The organism is Stenotrophomonas rhizophila (assembly GCF_007667275.1).
In the GTDB taxonomy this organism is placed as follows: domain Bacteria; phylum Pseudomonadota; class Gammaproteobacteria; order Xanthomonadales; family Xanthomonadaceae; genus Stenotrophomonas; species Stenotrophomonas maltophilia_AE.
On record NZ_VDQT01000001.1, the window covers coordinates 738,459 to 755,331 of the forward strand.

At 67.4% G+C, this 16,873-nt stretch carries 18 protein-coding genes; 5 read left to right on the forward strand and 13 right to left on the reverse strand.

Annotation, left to right across the window (positions count from 1 at the left end; translation table 11 throughout):
* Positions 1-121 precede the first annotated feature (121 nt).
* The gene (upp, locus tag FSZ13_RS03035; RefSeq protein ID WP_145477945.1) at positions 122-757 is read left to right on the forward strand and encodes a uracil phosphoribosyltransferase; all 636 of its coding nucleotides are present in this window, start codon (positions 122-124) and stop codon (positions 755-757) included.
* Between the two features lie 96 nt (positions 758-853).
* Here the strand turns inward: upp and FSZ13_RS03040 are convergent, their stop codons facing one another.
* From FSZ13_RS03040 to rsmD, 6 genes are all read right to left on the reverse strand, one after another.
* A complete protein-coding gene (locus FSZ13_RS03040) occupies positions 854-1,741 on the reverse strand; it encodes an MBL fold metallo-hydrolase (RefSeq protein WP_145477946.1) in 888 nt (295 codons plus the stop codon).
* 270 nt (positions 1,742-2,011) lie between these two features.
* The gene (ggt, locus tag FSZ13_RS03045) at positions 2,012-3,742 is read right to left on the reverse strand and encodes a gamma-glutamyltransferase (protein WP_145477947.1); all 1,731 of its coding nucleotides are present in this window, start codon (positions 3,740-3,742) and stop codon (positions 2,012-2,014) included.
* Entirely contained in the window at positions 3,739-4,020 is a 282-nt protein-coding gene (locus FSZ13_RS03050; RefSeq protein WP_145477948.1) for a YfhL family 4Fe-4S dicluster ferredoxin, read from the reverse strand. The genes ggt and FSZ13_RS03050 overlap by 4 nt, the downstream gene beginning before the upstream one ends.
* 127 nt (positions 4,021-4,147) lie before the next feature.
* Entirely contained in the window at positions 4,148-4,639 is a 492-nt protein-coding gene (locus tag FSZ13_RS03055; protein WP_145477949.1) for a hypothetical protein, read from the reverse strand.
* 45 nt (positions 4,640-4,684) lie between these two features.
* Entirely contained in the window at positions 4,685-5,194 is a 510-nt protein-coding gene (gene coaD / locus FSZ13_RS03060) for a pantetheine-phosphate adenylyltransferase (protein WP_070209086.1), read from the reverse strand.
* Between the two features lie 7 nt (positions 5,195-5,201).
* Positions 5,202-5,807: a 16S rRNA (guanine(966)-N(2))-methyltransferase RsmD gene (gene rsmD / locus FSZ13_RS03065; RefSeq protein WP_145477950.1), complete on the reverse strand. Its 606-nt coding sequence runs from the start codon at positions 5,805-5,807 to the stop codon at positions 5,202-5,204.
* A gap of 164 nt (positions 5,808-5,971) precedes the next feature.
* On the opposite strand from rsmD, the gene htpG reads away from it, so the two are divergent.
* From htpG to FSZ13_RS03085, 4 genes are all read left to right on the forward strand, one after another.
* Positions 5,972-7,870, forward strand: coding sequence for a molecular chaperone HtpG (gene htpG, locus FSZ13_RS03070; protein ID WP_145477951.1), 1,899 nt, complete (start codon positions 5,972-5,974; stop codon positions 7,868-7,870).
* A 241-nt stretch (positions 7,871-8,111) separates the two neighbouring features.
* Positions 8,112-9,428: a signal recognition particle-docking protein FtsY gene (gene ftsY / locus FSZ13_RS03075; RefSeq protein ID WP_145477952.1), complete on the forward strand. Its 1,317-nt coding sequence runs from the start codon at positions 8,112-8,114 to the stop codon at positions 9,426-9,428.
* A complete protein-coding gene (gene mutY, locus FSZ13_RS03080; protein WP_145477953.1) occupies positions 9,428-10,546 on the forward strand; it encodes an A/G-specific adenine glycosylase in 1,119 nt (372 codons plus the stop codon). The genes ftsY and mutY overlap by 1 nt, the downstream gene beginning before the upstream one ends.
* Positions 10,547-10,549: 3 nt before the next feature.
* Positions 10,550-10,819, forward strand: coding sequence for an oxidative damage protection protein (locus tag FSZ13_RS03085; protein WP_145477954.1), 270 nt, complete (start codon positions 10,550-10,552; stop codon positions 10,817-10,819).
* A gap of 123 nt (positions 10,820-10,942) precedes the next feature.
* Here the strand turns inward: FSZ13_RS03085 and FSZ13_RS03090 are convergent, their stop codons facing one another.
* The 7 genes from FSZ13_RS03090 to sdhA form a co-directional block, all read right to left on the reverse strand.
* Positions 10,943-11,389, reverse strand: a complete 447-nt coding sequence (locus FSZ13_RS03090) for a DUF6491 family protein (protein WP_145477955.1) — start codon at positions 11,387-11,389, stop codon at positions 10,943-10,945.
* 82 nt (positions 11,390-11,471) lie between these two features.
* Positions 11,472-12,185, reverse strand: coding sequence for a lipoprotein-releasing ABC transporter ATP-binding protein LolD (gene lolD / locus FSZ13_RS03095; protein WP_145477956.1), 714 nt, complete (start codon positions 12,183-12,185; stop codon positions 11,472-11,474).
* A complete protein-coding gene (locus FSZ13_RS03100) occupies positions 12,178-13,419 on the reverse strand; it encodes a lipoprotein-releasing ABC transporter permease subunit (RefSeq protein ID WP_145477957.1) in 1,242 nt (413 codons plus the stop codon). Before FSZ13_RS03100 ends, lolD begins: the two co-directional genes overlap by 8 nt.
* 34 nt (positions 13,420-13,453) lie before the next feature.
* Positions 13,454-13,891 carry a hypothetical protein gene (locus FSZ13_RS03105; RefSeq protein WP_145477958.1) on the reverse strand — a complete coding sequence of 146 codons (438 nt, stop codon included), beginning with the start codon at positions 13,889-13,891 and terminating at the stop codon, positions 13,454-13,456.
* The gene (locus FSZ13_RS03110; protein ID WP_145477959.1) at positions 13,842-14,090 is read right to left on the reverse strand and encodes a succinate dehydrogenase assembly factor 2; all 249 of its coding nucleotides are present in this window, start codon (positions 14,088-14,090) and stop codon (positions 13,842-13,844) included. Before FSZ13_RS03110 ends, FSZ13_RS03105 begins: the two co-directional genes overlap by 50 nt.
* Before the next feature lie 137 nt (positions 14,091-14,227).
* Entirely contained in the window at positions 14,228-15,013 is a 786-nt protein-coding gene (locus FSZ13_RS03115) for a succinate dehydrogenase iron-sulfur subunit (protein ID WP_145477960.1), read from the reverse strand.
* A 69-nt stretch (positions 15,014-15,082) separates the two neighbouring features.
* Positions 15,083-16,873 (reverse strand): succinate dehydrogenase flavoprotein subunit, encoded by a 1,791-nt coding sequence (sdhA, locus tag FSZ13_RS03120; protein ID WP_145477961.1) that lies wholly within the window; start codon positions 16,871-16,873, stop codon positions 15,083-15,085.

The following is a 16,873-nucleotide window of genomic DNA, read 5'->3' on the forward strand; positions in this document are numbered from 1 at the left end:
TATGTCGGGGAGATTGCATGAACGTGACACCGGTGGCGATGGCGACCTCCCGGCGCTGCCTATGGCCGGGTCGGGCGCGGGTGCGGCAAAATGACGTTCTCCCCGTTTTGTTGGCATTCCCATGAAAATCGTCGAAGTTCGCCACCCGCTGGTGCAGCACAAGATCGGCCTGATGCGCGATGCATCCCTGAGCACGAAGGACTTCCGCGAGCTGGCCAATGAGCTGGGCGGGTTGCTGGCCTACGAGGCCACGGCCGACATGGAAACCGAGGCGCACACGCTGCCCGGCTGGGCCGGTCCGGTGACGGTGCAGCGCATTGCCGGTGCCAAGATCACCGTGGTGCCGATCCTGCGTGCGGGGCTGGGCATGCTCAGCGGGGTGCTGTCGCTGATCCCGGCGGCGCGGGTCAGCGTGGTCGGGCTGCAGCGCGATGAGGAAACGCTGCAACCGGTGCCTTATTTCGAGCGCCTGACCGGCCGCCTGGAAGAGCGCGATGCGTTGATCCTGGATCCGATGCTGGCCACGGGCGGCACGCTGATCGCGACCATCGACATGCTCAAGCGCGCGGGTGCGCGGCGGATCAAGGGCATTTTCCTGGTGGCGGTGCCGGAGGGCATTGCGGCTGTGCAGGCTGCGCATCCGGATGTGGAAATCTTCACCGCGGCGATCGACGCGCGGCTCAACGACAAGGGTTACATCCTGCCGGGGCTGGGGGATGCGGGGGATCGGATTTTCGGGACGCGTGTAGCGGGCTGATCCGCCGCGTCCCTGTCGGGGGATAGCGTGGACACGCTTGGCGTGTCCCTACGCCTCCCCCATCGTAGCGACACGCCATGCGTGTCCCACGGAACATCAGGCCAACGCGCGCGCCTTAAGCTCCCCTTGTTCGTGGGCGGTACCGAATCGCCCCTTGTCGTCGCGGGTCACCTGGGCCAGGGCGCACTCGGGGTCGTGGGTAAAGAACAGGTGCACGTTGCGGGCGAGTTTGTCTTCGAGGAAGCTGCGCTTTTCGTCGATCAGCAGTTCGGCGTTGCGGTCGTAGCCCATGGTGATCGGGACGTGCACCCAGGAGCGGCCGGGAATGAGGTCGGCGCAGAATACGACGCCGCCGCGCGGCTGTCCGTTGGCCTGCTCGGGGCCGACGATTTCGGCGAGCATCAGGCCGGGGGTGTGGCCGTCGCTGAAACTGAAACGCACGCTCTGGCCGAGGGTGCGCGAGTACGGGCCTTCGACGATTTCCAGCCGGCCGCTGTCCTGCAGCAGCTGCGGCAGTTCGGGGATGAAGCTGGCGCGGTCGCGCGGATGCGGGTTCAGTGCGCGCTGCCAGTGTTCGGCGCCTACCAGGAAGGTGGCGTTGGGGAACAGCAGCTCCGGTCCGCGGCCTTCGCTCCAGGGTGCGAGCAGGCCACCGGCATGGTCGAAATGCAGGTGGCTGAGCACGACCACGTCGATGTCTTCGTGTTCGAAGCCGGCTTCGCGCAGGGATTCGATCAGTACGTGGCGGGATTCCTGCACGCCGTAACGATCGCGGAGCCTGGGTTCGAAGAAGGCGCCGATGCCGGTTTCGAACAGCACGGTCTTGCCGGCCAGCGGGCTGGCCAGGAGGGCGCGACACGCGAGTTCGATGCGGTTGAGATCGTCGGGCGACGCCCATTTCTCCCACACGGCGCGAGGCGCGTTGCCGAACATCGCACCGCCATCGAGTTTCTGTGAGTTACCGCGGATGGACCATAGTTTCATCCGTAAATTATCCGGCGGCTGGCGTTAATAAATCGCTATGTCGATTTTTTCAAAGGCAAGGGCTGAGCCAGAGCCAGAGCAACTTCAGCGCCTCATTGCTGCGTGGAGGGACGGACGGCGGGCAGCCCCCTACGGGACACGCCGTAAATCCATCCATGGAGGCTTGTCAAAAACATCCATGTTTTTGACAGTCCCTACGGGGGCTACCCGCCGTCCGCCCCCGACAGATGATCGTGTGCGGTGGGAAGAGCGGCCGGGTAGAGCCCGGCTCTACGGGGAGATCGCGCCGCTGCCTACTGGGTTGCGGGGGTCGCTGCCTACGCTTAGCTGGTTGCTGCGGCGGTTCCATTCGACCGTCTGCAGGTTGCCCCAGACGTGGCTGGAGCCGCGGCCGCCGGCTGCGGTGTTGCCCGGCAGGTCGATCTTGTGGCCCATGGCCTGCAGCTGCTTGATCGTGGCCTCGTCGAAGCTGTTGCTTTCGGCCTCGATCACGTCCGGCAGCCACTGGTGGTGGAAGCGCGGCAGTGCCGCCACCTGCTGTGCGTCCAGGCCGTCGTCGTAGCCCAGCACGCCCAGCAGCACCATGGTGATGATGCGGCTGCCGCCCGGGGTGCCGAGCACCACCACCTTGTCCGCCGATTCCATGAAGGTCGGGGTCATCGAGCTGAGCATGCGCTTGCCCGGCTTCGGTGCGTTGGCCGCGTAGCCCATCACCCCGAACGCATTCGGCGTGCCCGGCTTCAGGGCGAAGTCGTCCATTTCGTTGTTGAGCAGCACACCGGTGCCGGCGGGGATCAGGCCGGAGCCATACAGCAGGTTCACCGTCTGGGTGGCGCCGACGCGGTTGCCGTCCTGGTCGATGATCGAGAAGTGGGTGGTTTCATCGTCTTCCAGCGGGGTCGGATTGCCCGACAGCAGATCGCTCGGGGTGGCCTTGTCCGGGTGGATGGTGGCGCGCAGGCCCTGCGCGTAATCGCGGCTGGTCAGCACTTTCTGCGGAATCTGCACGAAGTCCGGGTCGCCCAGGAAGAAGGTGCGGTCGCGGAACGCGCGGCGCATGGCCTCGACCACCAGGTGGGTGCGGTGGGCCGGATCCATCGCCTTCAGGTCCCAGCCTTCGAGGATCTGCAGCATCGAGGCCAGCGCGATGCCACCGGACGATGGCGGCGAGGCGGTGGTCACTTTCCAGTCGCGGTAGTTGAAGGTGATCGGTTCGCGCTGCTTCACCCGGTAGCCGGCCAGCTCCTCCGCGGTCCACTTGCCGCCTGCCTGCTTTACCCCGGCCAACAGCAGCGAGCCGGTCTGGCCCTTGTAGAAACCGTCGAAACCGTCTGCGGCCAGGCGCTCCAGGGTCTGCGCCAGTTCCGGCTGCTTGAACACATCGCCCTCGGCAATCGGGCGGCCGTTGCGCAGGTACACCTCGCGCGTGCCCGGGAAACGCTCCATCACCTCGCGGCGCGAGGCGTAGCCCTTGGCCATGCGTGCATATACCGGGAAGCCCTCGCGCGCGATCCGGATGGCCGGGGCCAGCGATGCCTGCAGCGGCAGCTTGCCGTGCTTGGCCGACAGCTCCACCAGCGCCGCCGGCAGGCCGGGAATGCCGGCCGACCACGGGCCGTTCACCGACCGGTCGCGGTCCAGCTCGCCCTTCTTGTCCAGGAATGCTTCGGGGGTCGCGGCGGCCGGCGCGGTTTCGCGCGCGTCCAGCATCACGTCCTTGCCGGTGCGCGCGTCATGCAGCAGGAAGAAGCCACCGCCGCCCAATCCCGAGCTGATCGGCTCGACCACCGCCAGCGTCGACGACACCGCTACCGCTGCATCGAACGCGTTGCCGCCCTTGGCCAGGATTTCCATGCCCGCCTCGGTGGCCAGGTGATGGCCACTGGCGATCGCCGCGCCCTTGGGGTGGGTGGCCAGCGGTGCCTGGCCGGGCGCGGCGGCCCAGAGCACAGGCGTCCACAGCAGGACGAGCAACAACCAGCGAGGCGACGGCGTTTTCATTCGGGGGCAGACTCCGCATACAGTTCGGGATGATCGCGCTGCAGCCCATGCAACTTGGCCAGCAACGCTTCCTGGGTTTCCGGAATGTCCGGATCGGGATCGATGCATTCCACCGGGCAGACGACCACGCACTGGGGTTCGTCGAAATGCCCCACGCATTCGGTGCAGCGTGCAGGGTCGATCACGTAGATGGTTTCACCCATCGAGATGGCCTGGTTGGGACAGGCGGGCTCGCATACGTCGCAGTTGACGCAGAGCTCATTGATTTTCAGCGACATGGCGTTACTCCACGCCAGTGCCGGCAGAGGGAAACCGGCCTGCGCTGGCGCGCGGGCCGGTCAACGGCGGCGCCCACGCAGGGACGCCGCCCGGGCCGCGCGCAGGGCGCGGCCGCCATGGCACGGCTTACTTGGCTTCGACGAAGATGTACTCGGCGCCGGTCGGCTGGACGATCGACTGCACGCGGGCGTTGTCGGCGGCCTGGCCGATGAACACCACGCGCACACCCTTCATCGAGTCGGCGGACACGTCCTTGAACACGGCCTGGATCATGTCGGCCATCTTGCCCGAGGCCGACGAACCGAAGGCCAGCATGTTGCCCGGCTGCACGCCACGGGCGACGGCGGCGGTGGCGCTTTCGACCTGGCGGTCGTACTTGGCCTGGAACTCCGGATCCGATTCCGGCGCCAGGTAGTACAGGAACGGGCTGTTGGTGATGTTGCCCATGTTCTGCACGGCCTGCGCCTGCAGGTACTTCTTCCAGCCCGCATCGTCGTCCTTGGCCGGGGCAACCAGCGCCTGCTGGGCTTCGGCGACCGGAGCGGCCTCTTCCTTCTTGCAGGCGGTGAAGGCCAGCGCGAACGACGCGATCAACATGGCACGCATGGTGTTGTTCATGGAGTCTCCCTCTTGGTGATTCTAGGTATTGTGTGGATCTTGGGGTTACGACGGGCCCGACTTCGCTTCGCGGACCTTGCGCAGCGCCTCGAGGACCGAGGCCGGCACGAAACCGGACACGTCACCGCCAAGACGGGCGATCTCGCGGACCAGCGAGGACGAAATGAAGCTGTGCTGCTCGGCCGGGGTCAGGAACAGGGTCTCGACCTCCGGGATCAGGTGGCGGTTCATGCTCGCCATCTGGAATTCGTATTCGAAATCTGACACCGCGCGCAGGCCGCGCAGCAGTACCCCGCCCTGCTCGGAGCGCACGAAATGCGCCAGCAGGGTATCGAAACCGCGCACTTCCACGTTGCGGTGGTGGGCCAGCGCATCACGGGCCAGTGAGACGCGCAGCTCCAGCGGCAGCGAAGGCCCCTTGGACGGGCTCTGCGCCACGCCGACCACCAGCTTCTCGAACAACGGCGCGGCCCGGTTCACCAGGTCGATGTGACCATTGGTGATCGGATCGAAGGTGCCCGGGTATACGGCGATGCGGCGGTTGGCTACGGTCATGCGGAAGCTACGCGTTCTGATCTGGTGAAAGTGTAGCAGCGGCGCGGCGGTACAGGGCAAAGCCGACCTCCCGGGTGCCCCCCTCGCGGTGCAGCAGCCAGCCCGGGGGCAGGCGCAGGGTCTGGCCGGCGGGCGATTCCAGGTACAGCCAGGCATCGGCCGCCAGGTGCGGGCCGAGCCCGGCCAGGGCCGCGTCCCACAGGCCATCGCCGAACGGCGGGTCGATGAAGACGATGTCGGCCAGCCCCGATGGGCGCTGCGCCAGCCAGTGCAGCGCGTCGGCCTGGACCACCTCGACCTGGCCCTGGGCGCCCAGCTTCGCCACCGATTCGCGCAGCTGCCGGGCCAGCGCGGCGTCGCGCTCGACCAGGGTGGCCTGGGCGGCGCCGCGCGATATCGCCTCCAGGCCCAACGCGCCGCTGCCGGCGAACAGGTCCAGCACCCGGGCCCCGCCCAGCCATGGCATCAGCCAGTTGAACAGGGTCTCGCGGACCCGGTCGCTGCTGGGCCGCAGGCCTGGTGCCAGCGGCACCGGCAATTTCGTATTGCGCCATTTGCCGCCGATGATGCGGACCTGGCCGATGGCGGCCGCAGGAGAGGTACGAGGTTTCATCCCTGCATTGTAGAGCCACGCCCTGCGTGGCTGCTTTCGGACAGCGTTCCAGCCACGCAGGGCGTGGCTCTACATGGGGGAACCTTGAAAACCGGGTCCTGCACCCCTACCCCTTGAGCCAGCCGCCGCGCCGGGCGCGGCACCGTCCAAGGAGCACTCCACCGATGACCGAGCAGACCCGAAAAGAAACCCTGGGCTTCCAGACCGAAGTGAAGCAGCTGCTGCAGCTGATGATCCACTCGCTGTACTCCAACAAGGAAATCTTCCTTCGCGAGCTGATCTCCAACGCCGCCGACGCTTCGGACAAGCTGCGCTTCGAAGCGCTGACCCAGCCGGGATTGCTGGAGAACGGCGGTGAACTGCGCATCCAGGTCAGCGTCGACCCGCAGGCGCGCACGGTGACCATCGACGACAACGGCATCGGCATGAGCCGCGACGAGGCCATCGCCCACCTGGGCACCATCGCCAAGTCCGGCACCGGCGATTTCCTGCGCCAGCTTTCCGGCGACCAGAAGAAGGATTCGCAGCTGATCGGCCAGTTCGGCGTCGGCTTCTACAGCGCGTTCATCGTCGCCGACCAGGTCGATGTGTACTCGCGCCGTGCCGGCCTGCCGGCCAGCGAGGGCGTGCACTGGTCCTCGCGCGGCGAAGGCGAGTTCGAGGTGGACACCATCGACAAGCCCGAACGGGGCACCCGCATCGTGCTGCACCTGAAGGACGACCAGCAGGACTTCGCCGATGCCTGGCGCCTGCGCGGCATCATCAAGAAGTACTCCGACCACATCGGCCTGCCGATCCAGATGGCCAAGGAACACCACGGCGACGACGCCCCGGCCGAGGTCGAATGGGAAACGGTGAACCGTGCCAGCGCGCTGTGGACGCGGCCACGCAGCGAGATCAGCGACGCCGAATACCAGGAGTTCTACAAGCACGCCGCGCACGACCACCAGGATCCGCTGGCCTGGAGCCACAACAAGGTCGAGGGCAAGCTGGAATACACCTCGCTGCTGTACGTGCCGGCCCATGCGCCGTTCGACCTGTACCACCGCGACGCACCGAAGGGCCTGAAGCTGTACGTGCAGCGCGTGTTCGTGATGGACCAGGCCGAGCAGTTCCTGCCGCTGTACCTTCGCTTCATCAAGGGCGTGGTCGATTCCAACGACCTGTCGCTGAACGTGTCCCGCGAGATCCTGCAGTCCGGTCCGGTGATCGACTCGATGAAGTCGGCGCTGACCAGGCGCTGTCTGGACATGCTGGAGAAGCTGGCCAGCGACAAGCCCGAGGTCTACGCCGGGTTCTGGAAGCAGTTCGGCCAGGTACTCAAGGAAGGCCCCGCCGAAGACTTCAACAACCGCGAGAAGATCGCCGGCCTGCTGCGCTTCGCCTCGACCCATGACGCCAGCGGCGATCAGAGCGTGTCGCTGGCCGATTACCTCGGCCGCATGGTCGAAGGCCAGGACAAGATCTACTTCCTGACCGGCGACAGCCACACCCAGGTCAAGGACAGCCCGCACCTGGAAGTGTTCCGCAAGAAGGGCATCGAAGTGCTGCTGCTCACCGACCGCATCGACGAGTGGCTCATGGGCTACTTGACCGAGTTCGAGGGCAAGTCGTTCGTCGATGTCGCCCGCGGCGACCTCGACCTGGGCGCGCTGGAAAGCGCCGAGGACAAGCAGGCGCAGGAAGCGGCGGCCAAGGACAAGCAGGGCCTGGTCGACCGGCTCAAGACCGCGCTGGGCGATGACGTGGCCGACGTCCGCGTGTCGCACCGGCTGACCGATTCGCCGGCGATCCTGGCCATCGGCGAGCAGGACCTGGGCCTGCAGATGCGCCAGATCCTGGAAGCCAGCGGCCAGAAGGTGCCGGACAGCAAGCCGGTGTTCGAGTTCAATCCCGGCCACCCTCTGATCGGCAAGCTGGACCAGGAAGCTGATACCGGCCGGTTCGCCGACCTCAGCCGGGTCCTGTTCGACCAGGCCGCGCTGGCGGCCGGCGACACGCTGAAGGATCCGGCGGGGTATGTGCGCCGGTTGAACAAGTTGTTGCTGGAATTGTCGGCCTGAGCGGCGTACCGACCAACGGTCGGTACCTACCGGTGATCTGCGGCGTACCGACCAACGGTCGGTACCTACCGGTCAGCCGCGGCGTGCCTGACCCTGGGTCGGTACCCGCCCTTTCGTCCGGGGTAGCGCACGACCGTTGGTCGTGCGCAGGCGCCGGCAACACCGCGCCCCGCCCGCCGCTCCACGCGGGCCATACAGGCCCGGGTGGTAGCATATCCCCCTGATTTCAGCGCCGAATCCCATGCTCAGTTTCTTCCGCCGCAAAAAGCCCCAGGACGCCCCGCAGGACGCGCCCAAGACCCAGCACTACACCGCTGAGGAACTGGCCGCCGCGTTCCCGTCCGCCGCCGCCGAGGCCGCACCGGTCGTACCACCCGCCGCGCCCGCCGTCGAGCCCGCGCCCGTAGAAGCACCGGTAGCTCCGGTGGCGGCTCCGGTGGCAACGCCCGCCTTCGACGCCACCGCCCCCGTGAGCCTGCCGCCGACCCCGGCCGATGCGCCCCGCATCGAGGCCGTCCAGGCCGCGCCCGCCCCGCTCTATCCGCCGGCCCCGGTCGTGGTCGCCACCGACATCGTGCAGGAAGCCGTGCAGCCGCTGGCCTCCCCGGCCGCCTTCGACGAGGCGGCGCCCGCCGCGCCCGGCAAGACCGGTTGGCGCGACCGCCTGCGCAACAGCGTCATCGCGCGCAGCTTCGGCGGCTTGTTCTCGCGCAATCCCAAGCTCGACGACGACCTGCTGGATGAGCTGGAAACCGCACTGATCACCGCCGATGTCGGCGTCGGCGCCACCACCGCGCTGGTGGAAGGCCTGCGCAGGCGCATGAAGGCACGCGAATTCGCCGACGCCCCGGCGCTGCTGAAAGCACTGCGTGCCGAGCTGATCGCGATCCTGCAGCCGGTCGCCAAACCGCTGCACATCGACCGCACGGCGAAGCCCTTCGTGATCCTCACCGTCGGCGTCAACGGGGTCGGCAAGACCACCACCATCGGCAAGCTGGCCAAGCGCTTCAAGGACGACGGCCACAGCCTGATGCTGGCCGCTGGCGACACCTTCCGCGCCGCTGCCGTGGCCCAGCTGCAGGCCTGGGGCGAGCGCAACGGCGTCGCCGTGGTCGCGCAGGGCCAGAATGCCGACGCCGCCTCGGTGGCGTTCGACGCCCTGCAGGCCGGCAAGGCCCGCGGTACCGACGTCCTCATCGCCGACACCGCCGGTCGCCTGCACACCCAGGGCGGCCTGATGAACGAGCTCGGCAAGATCCGCCGCGTGCTCGGCAAGATCGATGAAAGCGCACCGCACGAAGTGTTGATGGTCATCGACGGCACCACCGGCCAGAACGCGCTGTCCCAGCTGCGCCAGTTCCATGCCGCGGTGAATGTCACCGGCCTGGTGGTGACCAAGCTGGACGGCACCGCCAAGGGCGGCGTGGTGTTCGCGCTGGCCCGGGAATTCGGCATCCCGATCCGTTTTGCCGGTATCGGCGAGCGCCCGGAAGACCTGCGCGTCTTTGATCCGGAAGCGTTCGTGGATGCGTTGCTGCCGGAAGCGCTGGGCGGTTGATGTCGCCCGCCATCGCCGACGCGTTCGTCGGCCGGCTGCTGCCGTGGTTCGACGGCCATGGCCGGCATGACCTGCCCTGGCAGCATCCGCGCACGCCGTACCGGGTGTGGTTGTCGGAAATCATGCTGCAGCAGACCCAGGTCGCCACGGTCGTTCCGTACTTCCTGAAGTTCCTGGCGGTGTTTCCGACCCTGTCCGACCTGGCCGCGGCCAGCAATGACCAGGTGATGGCGCAGTGGGCCGGGCTCGGCTACTACGCCCGTGCCCGCAACCTGCATGCCGCCGCGCAGCGCTGCGTGGACCAGCACGGCGGCGAGCTGCCACGCGATTTCGATGCACTGCATGCGCTGCCGGGGATCGGTCGCAGCACCGCCGGGGCGATCCTCAGCCAGGCGTGGAACGACCGTTTCGCGATCCTGGACGGCAACGTCAAGCGCGTGCTCACCCGCTACCACGGCATCGAAGGCTTTCCGGGCCTGCCTGCGGTGGAAAAAGTGCTGTGGGCGCTGGCGCAGCTGCACGTGGAGCATGTGCCGGACCAGCGCTTGGCCGATTACACGCAGGCGCAGATGGACCTCGGCGCCACGGTGTGCACCCGCGCCAGGCCGGCCTGCGTGATCTGCCCGCTGCAGGACGACTGCGTGGCGCGCCGCGAAGGCCGCAGCGACCAGCTGCCCACGCCGAAGCCCAGCAAGGTCCTGCCCGAACGCGAGGCGGTGGCGCTGCTGCTGCGCGATGCGCAGGGTCGGGTACTGCTGCAGAAGCGGCCTGACACCGGCATCTGGGCGCAGCTGTGGACGCTGCCGCAGGCCGACAGCGGCACCGCGCTGCAGGACTGGTTCGATGCGCATGTGCTCGGTTCGCTGGAAGATGCCGAGGAGCTGCCGGTGCTGCAGCACACCTTCAGCCACTATCGCCTGCACCTGCAGATCCTGTCGCGGCGGGTCGATGGCCTGCGGGGTGACGCTCCCGCGCTGCGATGGGTCGCCGCCGCGGACCTGCCTGCACTTGGCCTGCCCGCCCCGATCCGCAAGCTGCTGGATACCGGCAGCGCCCCGCCCGTCCCCGTCGCGCGCCGTAAACTACGCGCTGCAACGCCCCCGAAAACCATCGAGTAGCCCATGCCCCGCACCGTTTTCTGCCAGTACGAACAACGCGACACCGAAGGGCTCGACTTCGTGCCCTATCCCGGCGAGCTGGGCCAGCGCATCTTCAACGGCATCGGCAAGAGCGCCTGGTCCAAGTGGCTGGCCCACCAGACCATGCTGATCAACGAAAACCGGCTGTCGCCGCGCGACCCCAAGCATCGCGCGTTCCTCGAAGAAGAGCTGGAGAAGTACCTGTTCGGCGGTGGCGCCGAAGCCCCGGCGGGATTCACCCCGGAGGCGTAACCCGGTAGCGCCGGCCGTTGGCCGGCCCATGCACACCCGTCACCGCGCGATTGCCGGCCAGAGGCCGGCACTACGAACCGTTACGGGCCGATCGTGACCCGGATCAACCGGAGCAGGACCCGTTCAACCGTCGGTCCCTTCCCGCTCCTGCACCTGTGCCTGGCGCAACTCTTTTTCCGAGGCGCGCAGTGCCTTGACGTCCAGCGGGCGGATGCTGCCGATGAAGCACGGTACGGTGGGGCCCTGGTTGGGGTCTCGGATCAGCACCTTGTCGAAGCGCGCCGAGACCTGGCCAATCCGGCTGGTCAGCCCGATCGCGGTCGCATAGCTCAACCCGTAGCAAGGGCCCCGCAGCTCCAGCAGATACGCCTCGCTGGGACGCGTCCATACCGCCAACGCGCTGTCGCCGAGCTCGGCCCAGCCATTGAGCGAGCCGAAGTAGCGCATCGCATTCTGCGGCGGGCCGGCGTGGGCGCGATACAGCTCCAGGCGTTCTTCGCTGGTCAGGCGGCCGGTGGCACAGCCGGCCAGCAGCACCCCCACGGCAATCAAGGCGATCAGGCGTTTCATGGCACCTCCAGGTCGACACGCCGATCATGCACCGGCCGGGGCGCGGCCGCAGCCCCGCCCCGCCACCCGTTCAGCCGCCAGCTCAGACCTGGTCGTGGGACAGCGCGTGCAGGCGGCCTTCGCGCAGTTCGAGCACGCGGTCCAGCTTGCGCGCCAGGCTGCGGTCGTGGGTGACCAGCACCAGGCTCGTATGGTGCGCACGGTTGAGCTCCAGCATCAGCTCGAACACGGTCGCGGCGGTCTTGTCGTCGAGGTTGCCGGTCGGCTCGTCGCCGAGCACGCAGGCCGGACGGTTGACCAGCGCGCGCGCCACGGCAGCACGTTGCCGCTCGCCACCGGACAGTTCGCCCGGCTTGTGTTCCAGCCGGTGGCCCAGGCCCACCGATTCCAGCAGCGCCTGCGCGCGGCCGCGGGCGTCTGCAACCGCGTCACCGCCCAGCAGCACCGGCATCATCACGTTTTCCAGCGCGGTGAACTCGGGCAACAGGTGGTGGAACTGGTACACGAAGCCCAACGCACGGTTGCGCAGGCGGCCCCGCTGCCCATCGGACAGCGCCGACATCTGGTTGCCGGCCACGAACACTTCGCCGGCGGTGGGCGTATCCAGCCCGCCCAGCAGGTGCAGCAGCGTGCTCTTGCCGGCGCCGGACGCGCCGATGATGGCCACGGTCTCGCCGGCAGCCACGCTCAGGTCCAGCCCGTTGAACACCGGGGTCTGCATGCGCCCTTCGGCATAGGTCTTGGCCAGCCCCTGGGCACGGATCACTTCGTCGCCGCGGTTGATCGGCTCATTCATAACGCAGGGCCTCGGCCGGCTGGGTGCGGGCAGCGCGCCACGCGGGGTACAGGGTGGCGAGGAAGCTCATGACCAGCGCGACCACGGTGATGATGACGATGTCCGGGGTCTGCATGTCGGTGGGCAGGCCGGTGATGTAATAGACGTCTTCGGGCAGCAGCTTGACGTTGAACACGGTCTCGATCGCGCCGAGGATGCGCTCCAGGTTCAAGGTCAGGGTGATGCCGCCGACCACGCCGAGCACGGTGCCGAAGATGCCGATCAGCGAGCCCTGCACCATGAACACCTGCATGACCCCGCCGGGGGTCAGGCCAAGCGTGCGCAGGATCGCGATGTCGGCCTGCTTGTCGGTGACCAGCATGACCTGCGAGGACACCAGGTTGAACGCACCCATGGCGATGATCAGCGAGAGCAGGATGCCCATCACCACCTTCTCCATGCGCAGCGAGTGGTACAGGTTGGCGTTCTGGCGGGTCCAGTCGCTGACCCGGTACGCGCCGCCCAGCGAGTGCGCCAGGTCGTAGCCGACGTCGAACGCCTTGTCCATGTCGTGCAGCTTCAGGCGCACGCCGGTCACCCCGTCCATGCGCAGCACGCGTTCCAGGTCGGCCATGTTGGCGTAGGCCACGCCACGGTCGATCTCGTTGTAGCCGGCCTCGAAGATGCCGCTGACGGTGAAGCGCTTCAGCCGCGGCATCGCGCCGACCGGCGTGCCCTGCACTTCGGCCAGGGTCACCAGCACGGTGTCACCGACATCCACGCCCAGCCACAGCGCCAGTTCCTGGCCCACCAGCAGGTTGTAGCTGCCTTCGGTGAGGCTGTCGAAACTGCCCTTCTTCACCTTGGTGTTGATCACCGACACCGCCGGCTCCAGCGCCGGGTCGATGCCCTGCACGATCGCGCCCTGCACGCGCGGGCCGCTGAGCATCGCCTGGATCTCGATGTACGGCGCGGCGCCGGCCACGCGCGGGTCCTTGTGGGCCACGTCGATGGTGCGCTGCCAGTCGGACATCGGCGCGCCATCGGTGGTGACCGTGGTGTGCGCGGTCATCTGCAGCAGGCGGTCGCGGATTTCCTTCTGGAAGCCGCTCATCACCGCCAGCGTGGTGATCAGCACAGTCACCCCCAGCGCGATGCCGAGGATCGAAGCCATGGAAATGAAGGAGATGAAGCCGTTGCGACGCTTGGCCCGGAGGTAACGCAGGCCGATGGAAACGGGTATGGGTTTGAACATGCAGGTACGCCGGACAATTCAGGCTATGGTGCCATCACGGACGTGAACGGGAAATGGGACGGGCCCGGATCGCCAACCGGAGCGCGCGTCGCTGCGGTGCCGGCAGCGCATCGGGCCAGAACAGGCAGGCCTGGCGGCGCCCGCCGACGCGCCAGCACAGCTGCAGCAGCGGGCCGCGGTCGTGCAGGGTCAGCGCGTCCACCGGCTGCCCGTCGACGCAGGCGGGGCTGTCCATGGCGGGGATGATGATGGCCAGGGGCCGGCGGCGGGCGTACTGCCAGCCCTGCCCTGCCGCAGTCGCGGCAGCCAGCAGGCCCAGCGGCCAACGGGCCGGCGCGGGCAGCGCGCTGGCAAACGCCACCCACGGCATCAGCGCGGCGAACAGCAGGTGCGCGGCAAGCTGCCAGCGCGAGGGGCGCCACTCAAGCCGGCAGGGCGCGGATCCGGGCGATGAGATCGCGGAGCTGGGCATCGGGGCATTCCTCGTAACCCATGAACCAGCGCCACAACTTATCGTCTTCGCAGTCGAGCAGGCGCAGGAAAATCTCGCGCTCGTCGGTAGGCGCAGTGGGCCATTGGCGGTCGAGATAACGCTCGAACAACTGGTCCAGCTCGCGCATGCCGCGGCGGCAGCGCCAGCGGAGCTTCTTGAGGAGGGTGGCTTCGTCCATTTCGGGTTCCCACATATGGCAAAGCCACGCAGGGCGTGGCTCTACGGTTCCAACGATTTCCGCCTGGGACACGCATGGCATGTCCCTACGCGGGTCAATCCACCGTAGTGACACGCCATGCGTGTCACTGGCCTTCATCAGGCGCGGCGCGCCATCATCAGCTTCTTGATCTCGGCGATCGCAAGCGCCGGGTTCAGGCCCTTCGGGCAGGTGCGGGCGCAGTTCATGATGGTGTGGCAGCGGTACAGCTTGAACGGGTCTTCCAGGTCATCCAGGCGCGCACCGGTGTCTTCATCGCGCGAGTCGATGATCCAGCGGTAGGCCTGCAGCAGGATCGCCGGGCCCAGGTAACGCTCGCCATTCCACCAGTAGCTCGGGCAGCTGGTCGAGCAGCACGCGCACAGGATGCACTCGTACAGCCCGTCGAGCTTCTTGCGGTCGTCCGGCGACTGCAGGCGCTCGCGGTCCGGCGGTGCCGGGGTCTGGGTGCGGATCCACGGCTTGATCGACGCGTACTGGGCGTAGAAATGGGTCAGGTCCGGCACCAGGTCCTTGATCACGCTCATGTGCGGCAGCGGATAGATCGGCACTTCGGCCTTGCCGCAGTCGGCAATGGCGCGGGTGCAGGCCAGCGTGTTGGTGCCGTCGATGTTCATCGCGCACGAACCGCAGATGCCTTCGCGGCACGAGCGGCGGAAGGTCAACGTCGGGTCGATCTCGTTCTTGATCTTGATCAGCGCGTCCAGGACCATCGGGCCGCAGGCGTCCAGGTCGATCTCGTACGTATCGGTGCGCGGATTGCTGTCGTCGTCGGGACTCCAGCGGTAGACCTTGAAGGTGCGCAGGTTCTTGCCACCGCTCTTGGCGGGGAAGTGCTTGCCCTTCGTGATCTTGGAATTCTTTGGCAGGGAAAACTCGGCCATGGCTGCTCTCGTTGGCTCAGGCGGCCCGCGCCCTCAAGGCGCGGATTGCATGGTAGGCGGGGGTCGCGATCAGTACACGCGCGGCTTCGGCGGCACCACGGCAACCTCGTCGGTCAGCGTGTACATGTGCACCGGACGGTAATCGAAGCTGCACTTGCCCTTGTCGTCGACGCTGACCAGGGTGTGCTTGTGCCAGTTGACGTCGTCGCGATCCGGATAATCCTCGTGCGCGTGCGCACCACGGCTTTCCTTGCGCTGTTCGGCCGAGTTGATGGTCGCCACCGCGTTCAGCAGCAGGTTGTTCAGCTCGTAGGTTTCGATCAGGTCCGAGTTCCACACCAGCGAACGGTCGCTGACCTTCACGTCCTGGAACGAATCGAACACCTGCGCCATCTTCGCGCAGCCTTCCTTCAGCGTTTCGCTGGTACGGAACACCGCGGCGTCGGCCTGCATGGTGCGCTGCATGTTGTCGCGGATGACCGAGGTCGGGGTATCGCCGTCGGCGTAACGCAGCTTGTCCAGCAGGCCCAGGGCCTTGTCGCAGGCGTCGGCGGCCAGCGGCTTGTGCGATGCACCCGGCTTGATCGTCTCGGCGCAACGGTTGGCCACCGCACGGCCGAACACCACCAGGTCGAGCAGCGAGTTGGAGCCCAGGCGGTTGGCACCGTGCACCGACACGCAGGCGGCTTCGCCGATCGCGTACAGGCCCGGGACCACGGCATCGTTGTTGTCGCCGACCTTGCGCACCACTTCACCGTGGAAGTTGGTCGGGATGCCGCCCATGTTGTAGTGCACGGTCGGGATGACCGGGATCGGCTGCTTGTGCACGTCGACGCCGGCGAAGATGCGGGCGCTTTCGGCGATGCCCGGCAGCTTCTCGTCGATCACGCCCGGGCCGAGGTGGGTCAGGTCGAGCAGGATGTGGTCCTTGTGCTCGCCGACGCCGCGGCCTTCGCGGATCTCGATGGTCATCGAACGGGCCACCACGTCGCGCGAGGCCAGGTCCTTGTAATGCGGTGCGTAGCGCTCCATGAAGCGCTCGCCGTTGCTGTTGCGCAGGATGCCGCCTTCACCGCGGACACCCTCGGTGATCAGGCAGCCGGCGCCATAGATGCCGGTCGGGTGGAACTGCACGAACTCCATGTCCTGCATGGCGATGCCGGCGCGCATGGCCAGGCCGCCACCGTCGCCGGTGCAGGTGTGCGCCGAGGTGGCGCTGAAGTAGGCACGGCCGTAGCCGCCGGTGGCCAGCACCACGCCCTGGGCGCGGAACAGGTGCAGCGAGCCGTCGGACATGTCCAGCGCGAGCACGCCGCGGCAGGCACCTTCATCATCGAAGATCAGGTCCAGCGCGAAGTACTCGATCATGAAGCGCGCATCGTGCTTCAGCGACTGCTGGTACAGGGTGTGCAGCATGGCGTGGCCGGTACGGTCGGCCGCCGCGCAGGTACGCTGTGCCGCCGGGCCTTCGCCATACTTGGTGGTCATGCCACCGAACGGGCGCTGGTAGATCTTGCCCTCTTCGGTGCGGCTGAACGGCACGCCGTAGTGTTCCAGCTCGATGATGGCCGGAATGGCTTCGCGGCACATGTACTCGATGGCATCCTGGTCGCCCAGCCAGTCCGAGCCCTTGATGGTGTCGTAGAAGTGGTAGCGCCAGTCGTCTTCGCCCATGTTGCCGAGCGCGGCGGAGATGCCGCCCTGCGCGGCGACGGTGTGCGAACGGGTCGGGAAGACCTTGGTCAGGCAGACCGTCTGCAGGCCCTTGGCGGCAAGGCCGAAGGTGGCGCGCAGACCAGCACCGCCGGCGCCCACCACGACCATGTCGTACTTGTGTTCGGTAATCTTGTAAGCGGACAT